Source organism: Nostoc sp. DSM 114160 (genome assembly GCF_053470305.1).
On the sequence record NZ_JBPFGO010000003.1, the window covers coordinates 728,074 to 741,922 of the forward strand.

The 13,849-nt window shown below is 40.8% G+C and carries 16 protein-coding genes; 11 read left to right on the forward strand and 5 right to left on the reverse strand.

Annotation, left to right across the window (positions count from 1 at the left end; translation table 11 throughout):
- Window positions 1-279: 279 nt before the first annotated feature.
- The 8 genes from NSTCB13_RS28330 (at window position 280) to NSTCB13_RS28365 (ending at window position 7,141) form a co-directional block, all read left to right on the forward strand.
- A complete protein-coding gene (locus NSTCB13_RS28330) occupies window positions 280-1,134 on the forward strand; it encodes a hypothetical protein (protein WP_448274583.1) in 855 nt (284 codons plus the stop codon).
- Between the two features lie 130 nt (window positions 1,135-1,264).
- Complete coding sequence (locus tag NSTCB13_RS28335; RefSeq protein WP_448274584.1) at window positions 1,265-2,314, forward strand: hypothetical protein; 1,050 nt, start codon at window positions 1,265-1,267, stop codon at window positions 2,312-2,314.
- Window positions 2,315-2,416: 102 nt separating this feature from the next.
- Window positions 2,417-3,238 carry a hypothetical protein gene (locus NSTCB13_RS28340; protein ID WP_448274585.1) on the forward strand — a complete coding sequence of 274 codons (822 nt, stop codon included), beginning with the start codon at window positions 2,417-2,419 and terminating at the stop codon, window positions 3,236-3,238.
- Window positions 3,239-3,291: 53 nt separating this feature from the next.
- Complete coding sequence (locus NSTCB13_RS28345; RefSeq protein WP_448274586.1) at window positions 3,292-3,999, forward strand: hypothetical protein; 708 nt, start codon at window positions 3,292-3,294, stop codon at window positions 3,997-3,999.
- Window positions 3,996-5,621: a TrbI/VirB10 family protein gene (locus tag NSTCB13_RS28350; protein ID WP_448274587.1), complete on the forward strand. Its 1,626-nt coding sequence runs from the start codon at window positions 3,996-3,998 to the stop codon at window positions 5,619-5,621. Before NSTCB13_RS28345 ends, NSTCB13_RS28350 begins: the two co-directional genes overlap by 4 nt.
- A gap of 37 nt (window positions 5,622-5,658) precedes the next feature.
- Window positions 5,659-6,231 (forward strand): hypothetical protein, encoded by a 573-nt coding sequence (locus tag NSTCB13_RS28355; RefSeq protein ID WP_445627038.1) that lies wholly within the window; start codon window positions 5,659-5,661, stop codon window positions 6,229-6,231.
- A gap of 349 nt (window positions 6,232-6,580) precedes the next feature.
- The gene (locus NSTCB13_RS28360) at window positions 6,581-6,799 is read left to right on the forward strand and encodes a hypothetical protein (protein WP_094350677.1); all 219 of its coding nucleotides are present in this window, start codon (window positions 6,581-6,583) and stop codon (window positions 6,797-6,799) included.
- 84 nt (window positions 6,800-6,883) lie between these two features.
- Window positions 6,884-7,141 (forward strand): hypothetical protein, encoded by a 258-nt coding sequence (locus tag NSTCB13_RS28365; RefSeq protein ID WP_445627037.1) that lies wholly within the window; start codon window positions 6,884-6,886, stop codon window positions 7,139-7,141.
- Window positions 7,142-7,220: 79 nt separating this feature from the next.
- Here the strand turns inward: NSTCB13_RS28365 and plsY are convergent, their stop codons facing one another.
- The 4 genes from plsY to NSTCB13_RS28385 form a co-directional block, all read right to left on the reverse strand.
- A complete protein-coding gene (gene plsY, locus NSTCB13_RS28370) occupies window positions 7,221-7,904 on the reverse strand; it encodes a glycerol-3-phosphate 1-O-acyltransferase PlsY (RefSeq protein WP_448274588.1) in 684 nt (227 codons plus the stop codon).
- Window positions 7,905-8,012: 108 nt separating this feature from the next.
- A complete protein-coding gene (locus NSTCB13_RS28375) occupies window positions 8,013-9,287 on the reverse strand; it encodes a DUF3086 domain-containing protein (RefSeq protein WP_448274589.1) in 1,275 nt (424 codons plus the stop codon).
- Window positions 9,288-9,423: 136 nt separating this feature from the next.
- Complete coding sequence (locus tag NSTCB13_RS28380) at window positions 9,424-9,810, reverse strand: DUF3119 family protein (RefSeq protein ID WP_194043054.1); 387 nt, start codon at window positions 9,808-9,810, stop codon at window positions 9,424-9,426.
- Between the two features lie 126 nt (window positions 9,811-9,936).
- The gene (locus NSTCB13_RS28385; protein WP_335007964.1) at window positions 9,937-10,731 is read right to left on the reverse strand and encodes an MlaE family lipid ABC transporter permease subunit; all 795 of its coding nucleotides are present in this window, start codon (window positions 10,729-10,731) and stop codon (window positions 9,937-9,939) included.
- Window positions 10,732-11,254: 523 nt separating this feature from the next.
- Between NSTCB13_RS28385 and NSTCB13_RS28390 the strand changes: the two genes are divergently transcribed.
- The 3 genes from NSTCB13_RS28390 to aroH all read left to right on the forward strand — a co-directional run bounded on the left by NSTCB13_RS28390 (window position 11,255) and on the right by aroH (window position 13,488).
- Complete coding sequence (locus tag NSTCB13_RS28390; RefSeq protein ID WP_322694030.1) at window positions 11,255-11,551, forward strand: hypothetical protein; 297 nt, start codon at window positions 11,255-11,257, stop codon at window positions 11,549-11,551.
- A gap of 545 nt (window positions 11,552-12,096) precedes the next feature.
- Window positions 12,097-12,918: a signal peptide peptidase SppA gene (gene sppA / locus NSTCB13_RS28395; protein ID WP_322694031.1), complete on the forward strand. Its 822-nt coding sequence runs from the start codon at window positions 12,097-12,099 to the stop codon at window positions 12,916-12,918.
- A gap of 159 nt (window positions 12,919-13,077) precedes the next feature.
- Window positions 13,078-13,488: a chorismate mutase gene (gene aroH, locus NSTCB13_RS28400; RefSeq protein WP_448274590.1), complete on the forward strand. Its 411-nt coding sequence runs from the start codon at window positions 13,078-13,080 to the stop codon at window positions 13,486-13,488.
- Between the two features lie 15 nt (window positions 13,489-13,503).
- Here aroH and NSTCB13_RS28405 read toward each other — a convergent pair whose 3' ends face one another.
- Window positions 13,504-13,746: a PIN domain-containing protein gene (locus NSTCB13_RS28405; RefSeq protein ID WP_448274591.1), complete on the reverse strand. Its 243-nt coding sequence runs from the start codon at window positions 13,744-13,746 to the stop codon at window positions 13,504-13,506.
- Window positions 13,747-13,849: the final 103 nt, after the last annotated feature.

Genomic DNA, 13,849 nt, shown 5'->3' on the forward strand with positions numbered 1-13,849 from the left:
TGTTTTTTTACCCCACCCTAACCCTCCCCTTGCAAAGGGGAGGGGACTGACTTTTCCAGTTTCCCCCCTTTATAAGGGGGGATTAAGGGGGGTAATAATTCGATTATGATTGACTGCACCCATTTTTGGGTTGTAACTTAAGAATTTTAAATTTTAGAATAGCGTCGGAGATTGAACCGAAAAACTAATTCTATTATCCAAAATCCCAAATCAGCACGGTTCAAAAGCTAAATTGTTATCTCATTATATAATGTAGTCTACTTTTTAAGGCACAGATGTATGCGAAAAACTACCATTTTTACTTTTACCTTGCTATCTCTGGCAATACTACCAGCAGTTGCACAAGTTCAGACGGGCGGATTAGGCCAGGTTTGGACTGACTTTCAATCATATTCCCAAGATATGCAAGATTACTTTCAACATAATAATTTGAAAAATACCTTAAATCCTTTAGAACAAGCCCAGAGTCAAATTGCGATTGACAGTGCCAAAGGAGATTTGAAGATACCTAACCCCGTTGCTGCGGGACAAAAAATTCGTGATGATTCAATTAACTACTCTTATAATTCAGATGCTAAATCAAGTCGCTTTGAGAATAATGCAGCAGTACGGGGAAATTTAGTTAGTAATGAACTTAATCGTATAATTACCCGTGGAATAGCGGTAGGTGTTCTCGGTAAAAATGGACAAACTCGGACAAAAGTAAAGTTAGAAAATACTGAGAAATCTCTGGAAGAGATTGATGGATTAGCTCAGGAAACAGAGGGTACTAATAGAACATTTCTCGATCAAATTCAAAGCGGTATTAATGCAGCTAAGACAGCCGATCCAGCAGCAAATGCTATTTCTGGATTGGCACAATTGCTGGGTTTGAGTCAAGTGCAAATGATGAAAATTCAACAGGAACAAATAAAAATTGTCGCTGAAACATTTGGTCAGACATTACAAAATAATCAGGCTTTGCAATACTCTAACTTAAATTTAGCAAACATTTCTCAGCAGGCGGAAGAGGCGAATCGCGCTCGGAGAGTAGAAACATCTACAGAAGCAGCGCGACTTTTACGAGCGACTTCTCAACTAGATTTGTTTGGCAGAAAAGTTAATCATTTGGATTTGAAGAGAAAAAAACTCTAATCTTTTAGACTATTTTTAAAATACTTGAAATTTTGATAAACCAATAGTAAATCTCAAAAACAGTTTAGAAGGGTGGGTTATTTTACTAACACACCTGGCAAAATTTCATAAAATAGCCCAGAAACTCAAAATGCAACTTGCAATTAAACTAATTTTTGCCCAAGTAGGCATCGATCAGGTTATCGATAATGGTGCTGCAACTTCCCAAAGTATTGCCGAAGGTTGGGACAAACAATGGTTGGATTTATTACAAAATAACACCGCTGATAACTTGTATGGAGCGCTGACAAATCTGGGTATTTTTTTTGCTGTAGGAACGTTGTTATTTTTTATGATACAATTCCTCAAAGACTTAATATCCTACGAATACACCCGTCCCATATCAGCTTTAATTTGGCCTTTTATTGTGGTAGTCCTCTTAAGTAATTCAGGGAAAGGAAGTATACTTTCTACTCTGACACTGGGAGTGCGGGATTTTTTAAACGGTGTGAATCAGCAAGTAGTGGTTTCAGCAGATGCAGATAATATATATCAGCAAGCACTGAATATGAGTGTTGCTGAAGAAGTAGCTGGTTCTTTACTACGTCCTTGTCAATCTCTTACTGGCGAACAACAAAGCCAATGTTTTGTTAAAGCTGCCGAAAAAGTTAACGTTCTCTGGCAGAAATATAGAGATACTTATGGAAATAAAAGCTGGATAAGCAGACTACAAACAAAGGTAGATAATATCAGATATGGCACTGGCATTGTATCAGAAACCTCTTTTAATTCTCTGTTAGGTTCTACAGCCCAAACGAGCATCAAAAACTTTTTAGTTTCCTTACAATATGCTTTTCAGAATTTGATAGAAGCTACTATGTTGTTAATAGCAGTTTTAGGGCCAATAGCAGTAGGTGGATCTTTGCTACCTGTAGCTGGTAAACCAATTTTTGCATGGCTGACTGGATTTTTATCTATTGGAATCGCCAAAATTTCCTTCAATATTATTGCTGTGCTGACTGCCGCAGTGATTGTCAATGGCCCAGGTCAAAATGCTAGTGTCGATCCAGATTTAATGTGGTTCATAATTTTTCTGGGAATTTTAGCACCAATTTTATCTTTAATTGTGGCTGCTGCTGGTGGTTTTGCAGTCTTCAGCGCAATTAACAGTACGGCTTCTTTAGTAAAGGAGAGGATATAAAAAAATTAAAAATGAATAAAATTGTTGTAAGTATCGTAATTATTAAGTATATGCAAAACATCATATATAATAGCTGAAGTTTTTGCAGTAGGAGGTGAGGAAATGGTGCGTTTACTAGAAAAAAGACAAAGAACGGCAAGTGTTTTGACGTTTTTTGCGATCGCAACCTTCAGTTTACATATATTAGTTTTATTTTTATTCTTATTACAAGGGCTAAATATTCGCCAACTCAGTTTGAGAAAACCTCCTAACTTTGTGCAATTAATCAATGGCAAACCAGTAGCTAATATTGATGATTTAGCAAGAGAACCAGAAGCAATTCGCCAATTTATCAGCAAAACGATGATCTCAATGTTTAGCTGGTCTGGAACCTTACCACCACAAAATATTGAAGAAGTCGCAAACCCCAAACCAGATTTAGGAATACTGATTAACACACCTCAAGGTGGTAGCCAAAAAATTAGTACCAGCAGTTGGGTAGCTAGTTTTGCCTTATCAGAAGACTTTCGTAAAGGTTTCTTAAGCACAGTTGCAGAAATGACACCGCCAGAAGTTTTCTCGGAAAACCCCGACCAAGCGATGACTTCACAACTAGTAATTAAGAGAGTTTATCCGCCAAAACAAATTGCACCAGGGAAATGGCAAGTGGGTATGGTAGCCGACTTAGTTCAAAAAAATCGAGTTGGTGGTGCAAAACTTATAACTCCTTTTAATAAAGATTTCCTTGTACGTGCAGCAGATTATTTTGCTAATCCCCAAGCTGACAATAGCACCGACTTGCAAAAAGCAATTTATAGTGTCCGTGCTGATAGACTAGAAATTTATGAAATTCGGAATTTATGTTTGCTAGATAACTACAATCCGAACAAAAATCAATCACAACAATGCATAACTGGACAAACATCTGATAGTTTTATCAGATAATCAATTTTTGACGTGAAAATAATTCAGTATTATAATTCTACGAACGATTCTTAATGCAATTACTCAAACCAGAAAATAATAAAAAAAATAGCCCTTTACCCCTGTTGGCAGTAGGAACATTTGGTTTACATCTATTTACCTTGCTGTTACTAATATTTCACTGGTCTATGTTACAACAGTTAGGCCGACAACTCACACCTCAAAGTTTAGTGCAACTTGTTGATGGTCATGCGATAACGGTAGACCCTCAACCCAATTTAGAGCGGCAACCAGAGACGATTCGGCGCTTTGTGGGTGAAACTATGAGTTTAATGCTTACCTGGTCACAACAACAGCCGCCAACACAAGTCTGGGAAATTAGCTCACAACTGGTAGCTGATGATTTTAAAGAAAAACTTAAGTCAGAAATTACTAATTTAAATCCAGATAGCCAATTTGAAAATGTTAATAGAGGTGCAGAGAATGTCTTAGTAATCCAAAAAGTTTCTCAACCTCAAGAAATAAGTAATGGAAAGTGGAAAGTAGACATACTTGCAAATCAATTAATTTTTAACAGTTATGATAAATTAGGGAAATCAGTTTCCTTTAATAAACAAATTTTAGTTAGAGCAATAGATCGACCTGTAACTTCACTACCAAATGCAGCACTACCGTCGCAGTTTGCAGCTTACCGCCTTGGAGAAGCCAGATTAGAAATTTATAATATATGTGAAATTAAAGATAATAATTGTTCTGGAAATCCAAACAAGGCTCTACCATGACTCGATACTCAATTCCTGCCGAAACGCCTCCCCAAAATGGATTTACTCTAACTACCGACGATCGCCAACCAGAAGTAGAATCTGGAGATTGGGAATCGCGGATGTCAAGGTTGGTCGGTTTTGAAGAAGAATCTTCTAGTGACACCGAAAAATCGGAAGACTCGGCAACGCCGCCAGAGTCCCTATCTCTTCCACAAGAAGTTCAGACTAAGCAAGCACTCTCATCTAATCCCTTTGCCAAGTTAGGCTTGGTAGGATCTGCTACCTTAGCGATCGTTTTGGTGGGTGGTGTGTTTTTGTCTCAGTTGATGAGTGGTAGCAATCAAAAGCCAAAAACTATTGTTTCTCCACCAGTGCAAGAGCAGCCTACTGATGAATCCATATCTCAACAGATGGAAGCCCAAGTAGATACTCTCAAAACGAAATTAGCCCTGACTGAACAAGCACAGATGGTGAAAGATGCCCAACAACAGCTGAGAATTGCCAAATCAACGCCGACAGTAGCTTTACAACAACCGTCAGTTAGACAAAAAGCGATCCCAACACCCCCACCAACAGCTTACGTACCTCGGACAGTGACAGTTGAGCGCATCATTAGAGTACCTGCTTCTCAACCTTCGCGATCGCCCCAGCTACCAGTTGTGAAGCCAAATCCTCAAACGGTCGTTAATGTAACTCCAGTAATTCCACCATCTCCACCAAGCCCATTTGCAGAGTGGGCAAGGTTAGCAAAGTTAGGTAGCTACGGTCAAGTCAATCCTAGCAATCAACCTACTAGTAATATAGCTACTTTGGAACCTGCAACCAATGCGCAGCCGCAGCAAGAAGCAACAAATTCCAATCCCGAACAAAACACCCCACAACAGGACAATTCTGCGGTAAGTCAAGCTCAACCGCAGGGAGAGAAATCTGTAGCAGTTGGAAGTAGTGCTAAAGCTGTGTTAGCGACCGCAATATTTGGAGAAACTACTAATAAATCAGGTGGTGGTGGTGATGCAGATGAAGCGAAAAACGTATTTGTGATCCGATTGAAAGAACCACTAAAATCTACCGATGGTGCAGTTGCTTTACCTGCAAACACCGAATTTCTAGCTGAAATTGGTTCGCTTTCCGAACAAGGTCTTTTGCAGATGAACGTAGTTAAAGTTATCTCGCAAAATAATGGCAATCGTACAGAACGAAGCTTACCCAACAATGCAATTATTCTTCGCGGTACCGAAGGCAAACCTTTAATCGCAAATAAATATCCCGGTCAAAGTTCGTCTATAGCCTCGATGGATGCAGGACTATTCGTTTTGGGAGGAATTGGTAAAGCAGCAGAGTTAATAAATCGCCCTGATACAAAACTCGTGCCATATTCGATAACATCAACATCTCCCAACACTAACACCGAAAACCCGAACGATACCACCAGTAGCACCTCCACTGGTCTTGTTAGTGAGACTGACAACAGACGCAATCTTGGAGCTGCGGTTTTGGAAGGTGGTATGAACTCTGTAGTACCCCAAATTGCCCAACGCAATCAACAGGCGATCGCCCAAATGTCTCAACAAGGTGGTGTTTGGTTTTTGCCAGCAGGCACAAATATTGAAATATACGTTAATCAAGCAACTCAGTTTTAAGGGGTAATATTTATAGCAATTTTAGATATTTGCAACCATGAAAAAGAATATTAAATTGTCAGGAGATAACCCAAAACGTTCTTATTTCCTACCTATAGCTTCCTTAATTTTCTCCGTTTCTATGTTCTGGTTGGTAGGTCGCGCTGTAGCGAATAACGCCGTTCTGCGTTCCATCTTTTCCTGTCAAGCACAAGGTTTAGGGGGACTTGTACCTACGGTTGATGTCTGGTATCAACAAGGAACAAACTTAAGTTTTATTCCGGCGGGAGAAGTAATTAAAAAAGTTTGGTTAAATGACCCATCACAGGTAACTATGGATTTTGATGGGCCAGTATGTATGCAGTTCGGTCAAGAAGCTAATAATAATTCAGGAGATTGTAAAAACTCCGCAGCAAATGTAATTCAACTCAGACGAATTCAAAAACTGGACATACCTGGACTTCCTCCCACTAGCAATACACTTTTAACAGTTGTTACCGAAGCGCAAGGTAAAAACAAGTTGTATACTTTTAAAGTGATATATAAAACAGATAATCCTGAATATCACACCTTAGCAATTTTTCCCGATCCTTCTGGTCAAGAAGGAGCTTGTTCGAGAGTTTTACAATAAAGTTCTAACAAAATTACCCTCAAGCCACAGAAGTTTCGCCTCGACAAAAAGCGTTGATGCCTACGTATGTCTGCATTGTGGTCGATCGAAAGCCCTGTTAGAATTCCTTGCTGAGAAAAAAGGGTTGGGGAGATTTAAGTCTTTGGGCAGTTTTATTTCTTTACGTAGCACGCTTAAAATAACGTGTGGGTTAGTCCTGTAGTTCAATCAATTGAATAAACGCTATAACTTAACAGATTTAACTGACTCAGGCATTTTTAGCCTCATCTTTATAAATCTTCAGACAAAAACTAACCACAAATTCCAAAATCGTGTAAATATAAAGAAAAGCTTAAGAGGTTACAGACTCATGGTGACAGCGAAAATGATGCAACAGCTTTGGGCTGTAATCGAGTCTACTCAGGTCAACACCCTGCTCCAGTTTGACGATGCTGCTTTAGTACAATTGCTTCTTCAGCAGTTAAAAGCGAAGCAGGGGCTTGATGCTCAGTCAGATAGCACTCTCAATACTTATATAAAATCTAAACTGCCCCTAATTCGGGATACAGCTGAAGGTAGATTATCTTGAGGGCAAGGCGACAATCATTAGTCCGAAAAATCAAATTATTGCTCGCTGCCAAGCATACGCTCAGAGTTCAAACAGTGGAATATTATGAATAACTGGCTAGTAATTGCCCTAGTAGCTTATCTAATTGGAGCAGCGATTGAAGGGGTGAGTACAGCCAGTCAGCTATCTCATTCAATGCCAGAATTAGCTAAAAACACACAAGCTCATCCTTCAAAGTCTGACACCGGGTCTAGTTCAAGTTGGCGAGTTGTGGCCGCTATCGCCTCAGTCAGTGTTTGTGGAGCTTTTTTGTGGCCTTGCCGCCTTTTCCACCGTTTGATTAAAGGCAGTGTTCGTTCGTAAGCATAAAATATCATTACAGTAATTCTGGAAGAAGCTCTCTCCTTCTGAGAAATGAGTTTTGAGTTTGGCTCTCGTTTACTTATGATGCACTTTGTTCGGGTTCTGTCGCTACAGGTTGCCCAATTTTCGGCTCCGTTCCCGCAAACAGTCGTTCGATATTAGTACGATGGCGCAAAATCACATACAACCCACCGGCAATCCCAAACAGAATATAGGGTAAAGGTTGATGCAAAAGTACCATGAAAATGGAAACCGCGATCGCACCTGCAATTGAGCTTAAAGAAACAATCCGCGATATTGCCACAACGAGGGCAAACACACCCGCTGTTGCTAAACCTACCTGCCAACTCATTGCCAACAAAATCCCCAAGCTGATAGCAACGGATTTACCACCAGTAAAGCCTAAAAAAATTGATTTACTATGACCCAGAATGGCAGCTAACCCAGATATTGTTACTAACCACGGCTGCCAAAGTTGTGCATCTACTGTTTGAGGGATATAATTTTGAACTGGTTCAAAGTTGAACAACCAATAAACTAGAGCGATCGCTAATACTCCCTTTAAGGAATCAAGTACCAAAACCAATGCTCCTGGCCCTTTCCCCAAGGTTCTTAGTACATTAGTTGCGCCAGTGGAACCCGAACCAACTTCCCGAATATCAATACCTTTTAATTGCTTCACAGCAATATAGCCAGTGGGAAAAGAACCCAACAGGTAAGCTATAACTACAATTGCCCCACACAGAGTTAGCCAAATAGCCATAATAAAATTCAAAACTTGTACTGAGCGTAGCCGAAGTATTCAAAATTTAAAAAAGTCAAGAGTAATACCTCTTGACCAATGCCCAATGCCCAATGCCCAATGACTCATTTAAAAGTCATCATCATAGTTTCTCATCATTTTGGGGTCAGGAGCAAAGGCTAACCACAGGGGAAATTGCAGCAGTGACAAACTGATTTGTTCTTCGGAATCGTCAATGATAATTAAAGGCAATTGATTGGCTTTCGTCAATCGGTCTGCTTTTTGAGCGAGCGCGTCAGATGCCTCAAATAATACCACACCCCGGTCTGGGCCGAAATCTGGGCGACCGATTCCTAGACAATCTTGCAAGCCGCGCCGCCATTCACCTAATCGCTCTGGTGTATTAGCTAAAACTAAAGTACGGACGCGATCGCCATAGAGCTTGTGTAATATCGAAATTGCAGCTGAGGCAATCAGAATATTTTGTAAGCGGCTACCCATTGTCCGCAAACCACCTCTTCCTCCTTGGGTAAAAAACCAGTTGGAGATTCGTTCAGCGTGGATTGGTTCAAAGGTACGGCGTAGTTGCCACGGTGGGCCGTAGTAATCTGGTTTATTACGGTATTGGTCAATGAGGCGGCGAATTTGCTTTGTCGTATCTTGAAACTGCTGTTGGGCAAATTGGGGTATTCCAGGTTGGGGTTCAGCTGGTTTAGCCTCTTTTACAGATGGTTTTTCTCGTTCCACCACACTTGGCGTTAGTTGCAACTGCTCGGCGGCAGAGGCCAAATCCTGTAAACTACCCGTGAGATAGTCTTTAAAACCCTGCACGCGAATTGCCAAGTCTTGGGATGCACCAGCAAAAGTGGTTCGCATCTCATTGCGGATACGTTCTTGACGGCGTTCTAATTGTTCTACAGAAATTTGCAGCGTTTGTTTGCGTTGTTCTAACTGCACCAGCGACTCTTGCACGAGTCGCCCTAGTGAGGTTTGAGTTTCACTCACCTGTGTCTGAAGGTTTTCGTAAGAAGCTTGCAGCTTGGCTATTTCTGACTTGAGAGCTACTTCAGCACTCTGCAACTCTGCTATCCGCTGCTCTGCTTCTGCATATAATAAATTATTTCCCGATCCTATTTCAGACCCCAGAGCGACATTTTCTACTTCTAACTGCGCTACAAACTCGCCATTTGAATTTTCTGTTAGCTCTACTGTAGAATCTACCACTTCTGCATTGGCAATGAGTGGCTCAAAAGTTGTGTAGTCCTCTGATGAGCTAATGGCTTTTGTGTCTACCACTGACTCAACTGATGGATTGACTGGATGTTCAACTGCATTGTTCTCTTCTGGTTTTTCTGCCAACCGTTCATCAATTGGTTCTGGGGTTTGAGATGCCTCTGGGTTCATAAACAATAGTGTAATTCCTATGACGCGAATAAATAGCTTTCAGAAATATTACAATTGACCTGCTATAAAAGTCCTGAGCATGAGTGCTGAGTTCTGAGTCTATATCAAAACGACTCAGAACAGGTGGCAATCAGCACTAAATACGCGGACAACGTTGTTCTAAACAAGTTTTCAAGGTGTTGGGGTCAAATAAAATTGGCAAAAAGTGAATACTTTTAATTTCTTTAAAGTAAAACAAAATGGGGACTCTATTCCAAAAGATCCGCCAGTTTTGCCATTCTTGGTAGGGAAAGCGTCGAATCAATTTTTCGCCTCTGTAAATATCTAAGTCGGTAGCGGTAAATTGCAAACGCAGCGTTAACGCTTGAAACATGAGAAACAAACCAAACAGCGTGAAAACGGAGCCTACCCAAGGTTGTACCAATAATAGTGGAATCGCGGCAATCACCAACACTATGGGTATATTGTAACTAGGCTTGAGTTCCACAGTTGATGTGGAGTTAGAAACAAATGAACTGGTCACAGTTTTAAATCCTGCTTTGTTTAGTACGCATCTCTCCTATTTTAGGAGTCAGGGTAAGGAGTTAGAAGTTAAGAGTTAGGAGTTATGAGTTAAAACTCCTCACTCATAACTCCTCACTTCCGACTTCTATAGCCCTATGAATGCACTGCCAGTCCCCTGAAACATTAACCAAGAAAGAAAGAAGTTGCTAACAAATATAATCAGCAGGGCAGTCACAACAGCTGTTGTAGTTGACTGTCCTACACCTTTGGCACCTCCGGTTGTCGTCAACCCCCAACTGCAACCAATTACAGCGATTAAAATGCCAAAACAACAGGCTTTAATCATGGCGCTAAAAATATCCCAGAGACCAAGAAAGTTACGGGCTGAGTCTAGAAATACCGTATCAGACAGGTTGTAGATACTGGTCGCAATGATGAATCCTCCGAACATCCCTGTCACTAAAGACAGAAGGGTTAAAATTGGTAGCATGAAACAGCAAGCAAGAACGCGGGGGATAACCAAGTAATCAATTGGATCTGTTCTCAACATCAACATGGCATCGATTTGCTCTGAGACTCGCATGGTACCGATTTCTGCTGCAAAAGCAGAACCGACTCGTCCGGCCAAAATCACTGCTGTTAACACAGGAGTGAGTTCTCGTGTCAACGCTACAGAAAGGACTCCGCCGATAATGTTTCCGGCACCAAAGTTAATGAATTCTCGCGCCACTTGAATGGTAAACACTGCGCCAACGAAAATAGCCGTCAATAAAGCAATAAATAAGGAATCTGGCCCAACTGCTGCCATTTGTTCTAAGGTGTTGCGCCGATGGATTTTGCCTCTTAATAGGTGAACTAGTACTTGCCCACCCAGAAAAATCGCCGCCAGCAGCCGCTGACTCCATTCCCCTAAACTGGATTTGGATGTAGTCTGGTTCAATGTTCTGTAGCTAACTCGGTAACTGCCTTAAGAATAGCGGAAGTCATGGGAATGGGGAATGGGGAATGGGCATTGGGCATTGGGTATTAAGAGTGTTGAGTTAGGAGTTAAGAGTTAAGAGTTAGGAGTTAGGAGTTTTGTTTACCCTCTTGTCCCCCTATCTCCCTCATGTCCCGGTTGGTGAGCGCAGTCGAACCACATCTCCCCCTACTCTCCCTGCTCTCCCAAGAAGGCTGAATATTAACTTAGATTAAAGATGTTCTCAGAAAATGAAGCTGTTCTTAAACGTGCTGCAAAGCAATACATAAGTATTACCCTTCGCTATAACCTTCATTGTACAAGGCTTTTGTAGATTTAAGTCGCTTTTTTTAGCCACAGCATGGGCTGTAACTGCTACCCGTTTATTTTAATGAAAACTTAAGATTTTTGACAGATTGGCTGCTTTGGAGCGATCGCCCGTATTGTAGAAAATGACAAACCACTATCTTGCTTTTGTCATCTCTACTCACGGAGTTTGTCTTAAATGACTATTTTTACTAACTTTCTCCGCTCCCTACTACTCACAATCATTTTTAGTTTTGTGCTTCCCATATTTTTCGTTGGCGGCGGATTCCTCGTTCTATCCCTCATTGGTCACTTCCCCTGCTTACAAGACTTCACTGAGGCGATCGCAACTGAGATTATCCATTTTCTCGCTACCTTCGGCAGTGGAACTCCCCTACGCGGATTATTTGTAATTAGCTTAACCTGTAGTTTCGTTGGCGCACTGTTTGATATGTTTGTCTATTATCGGTATCAAATTTTACGGATAGATTCTTAAGTAGTGAAATCGCTTCATCAGGAGATTATTGGGCTGTAGAAGACAGGAAAAAGTGATATTTCCAAGAGCGAAAGTACTACTAGTCTATAACCTAAATAGAGATTAGTGTTACTGAATCAATTTTTATTAATTAAATTGAGTGTCGAAGTAATTGATTAAATATTTATATATTCATTAGTTATTAGTGATTAATTACTGACAACTAGTAAGCGTGCGCGATCGCGAGTAAAAACAGTCCTCAAACATTCAAAAAGCCAGAATCACAAGGGATTGAGAGCTTTTAATTTTGCAAAATAGCTAAAATAGCCTTTCTAAATCATCAGGTTAACGCTAAACTAGAGTTTGGCATTTTATGCTAGCTGCAATCTTTGAGGATTTGATTAGTATTAATCGAGAATATCAAATAAAACTCACTGAAAAATATAAAAATTTCCTTAAAATTCTGACAAGCACAATGCCTGCTCATGTTTCTTAACAGAGAAAAGCAGGTCGTCTGACCGTTGGGCATCTTATATTGAATTTATTACGAGGTATGTTGACAGCTCATGGTTTGGCCGTTTAAGCCCAAGTTTAGAAAACAAATTGCGCGGATTGAAATTACTGGTGCGATCGCCAGTGCTACTCGCAAACGCGTCCTAGAAGCCCTGAAAACTGTAGAAGAAAAAAAGTTTCCGGCATTATTGCTACGTATCGATAGCCCTGGCGGCACAGTCGGAGATTCTCAAGAAATCTACAGTGCCCTCAAGCGTTTACGCGAGAAAATCAAAATCGTCGCTAGCTTTGGCAATATTTCGGCTTCTGGAGGAGTATACATCGGTATGGGAGCCGAACACATCGTTGCCAACCCAGGTACAATTACGGGTAGCATTGGTGTGATTCTGCGTGGGAATAACTTGGAACGCTTGCTAGAAAAAATTGGTGTTTCCTTCCAAGTAATTAAATCTGGCCCTTACAAAGACATTTTGGCTTTCGATCGGCAACTGACCGAACCAGAAGAAAGCATCCTGCAAGAGTTGATTGACACAAGTTATCAGCAGTTTGTCCAAACGGTAGCTGATGGCCGTTCATTAACGGTGGAAGCTGTAAAAAGTTTCGCCGATGGTCGGATTTTTACTGGACAGCAAGCCCTAGCTTTGGGTGTTGTAGACCGCTTGGGCACAGAAGAAGATGCCCGTCGTTGGACAGCAGAACTGGTTGGTCTCGATCCAGAAAAAACTCTCTGCTATACCCTAGAAGAACGGAAACCCTTATTGAGTCGCTTTATACCAGGAAGTCGTCAGTTTTCATCAGGAATTGGGGCTGGTATTGATTGGCTCGAATTTGAAATGTCTACTAGTGGTTTACCTCTGTGGTTATATCGACCCTAAATATTTGTTTGTCATTAGTCATTAGTCCTTTGTCTTTTGTCTTTTGCTCACAGTCAAATGACCAATGACCAATGACCAATGACCAATGACCAATGACCAATGACCAATGACCAATGACCAATGACCAATGACCAATGACTAATTAAGGAGGATTTTGGCGTGGACTGGCAAATGCGGGCTATTCGCGGAGCAACAACCGCTTCAGAAAATACTGTTGAGACAATCCGAGAAGTGGTTACAGAACTACTAGATGAACTGGAAAACCGGAATCAATTCCAGCCAACAGATATCATTAGTGTGACTTTTTCAGTGACACGCGATTTGGATGCGGTTTTTCCAGCTGCGATCGCTAGAGCGCGTCTTGGTTGGGATAATGTGGCTATGTTGGATGTGCAGCAAATGCACGTCGAAGGCAGCTTACAGCGCTGTATTCGCTTCTTAATTCACGCTTATCTGCCAACCTCTGCCTCAATTCATCATATTTATTTACGCAACGCCGCTAGTTTGCGTCCCGACTGGAGTTTGCCTCAGATACAAGCATCACAGCAAGCAGTTAAGTCAAAAGTGTAAGAATACTTAATATTTTTAAGGTGAAATCCAGTTTTCCAATTGTAAATTAGAAATGCGGCTGTAGTGACGAGTATTGTTTGTTACTAAAGTGTAATTTTCTGCAATTGCAACACTAGCAATTAGTAAATCAAATTCAGTAATAGTTTGTCCTATTCTACGAAGTACTGTTTTTAATTCACCACACTTTCTCAGAGCAGGATTGGTTAAAGGTACAACGGGTAAGTTTTGAATAGAATAAATTCTTCTGCACGAGTTCAATTTTCCACTACTCGTTGAGAATTATAAGCACCAAAATATAACTCAGCAACAGTGATGCTGCAAATATAAATTTGCTCCTCATTTAGGATTGCTATAGTTTACA

Bases quoted from the DNA above. Each gene is read 5' to 3' on its own strand.
- NSTCB13_RS28330 (WP_448274583.1), top strand. From the start codon at position 280: ATGCGAAAAACTACCATTTTTACTTTTACCTTGCTATCTCTGGCAATA.
- NSTCB13_RS28335 (WP_448274584.1), top strand. From the start codon at position 1,265: ATGCAACTTGCAATTAAACTAATTTTTGCCCAAGTAGGCATCGATCAG.
- NSTCB13_RS28340 (WP_448274585.1), top strand. From the start codon at position 2,417: ATGGTGCGTTTACTAGAAAAAAGACAAAGAACGGCAAGTGTTTTGACG.
- NSTCB13_RS28345 (WP_448274586.1), top strand. From the start codon at position 3,292: ATGCAATTACTCAAACCAGAAAATAATAAAAAAAATAGCCCTTTACCC.
- NSTCB13_RS28350 (WP_448274587.1), top strand. From the start codon at position 3,996: ATGACTCGATACTCAATTCCTGCCGAAACGCCTCCCCAAAATGGATTT.
- NSTCB13_RS28355 (WP_445627038.1), top strand. From the start codon at position 5,659: ATGAAAAAGAATATTAAATTGTCAGGAGATAACCCAAAACGTTCTTAT.
- NSTCB13_RS28360 (WP_094350677.1), top strand. From the start codon at position 6,581: ATGGTGACAGCGAAAATGATGCAACAGCTTTGGGCTGTAATCGAGTCT.
- NSTCB13_RS28365 (WP_445627037.1), top strand. From the start codon at position 6,884: ATGAATAACTGGCTAGTAATTGCCCTAGTAGCTTATCTAATTGGAGCA.
- plsY (WP_448274588.1), bottom strand. From the start codon at position 7,904: ATGGCTATTTGGCTAACTCTGTGTGGGGCAATTGTAGTTATAGCTTAC.
- NSTCB13_RS28375 (WP_448274589.1), bottom strand. From the start codon at position 9,287: ATGAACCCAGAGGCATCTCAAACCCCAGAACCAATTGATGAACGGTTG.
- NSTCB13_RS28390 (WP_322694030.1), top strand. From the start codon at position 11,255: ATGACTATTTTTACTAACTTTCTCCGCTCCCTACTACTCACAATCATT.
- sppA (WP_322694031.1), top strand. From the start codon at position 12,097: ATGGTTTGGCCGTTTAAGCCCAAGTTTAGAAAACAAATTGCGCGGATT.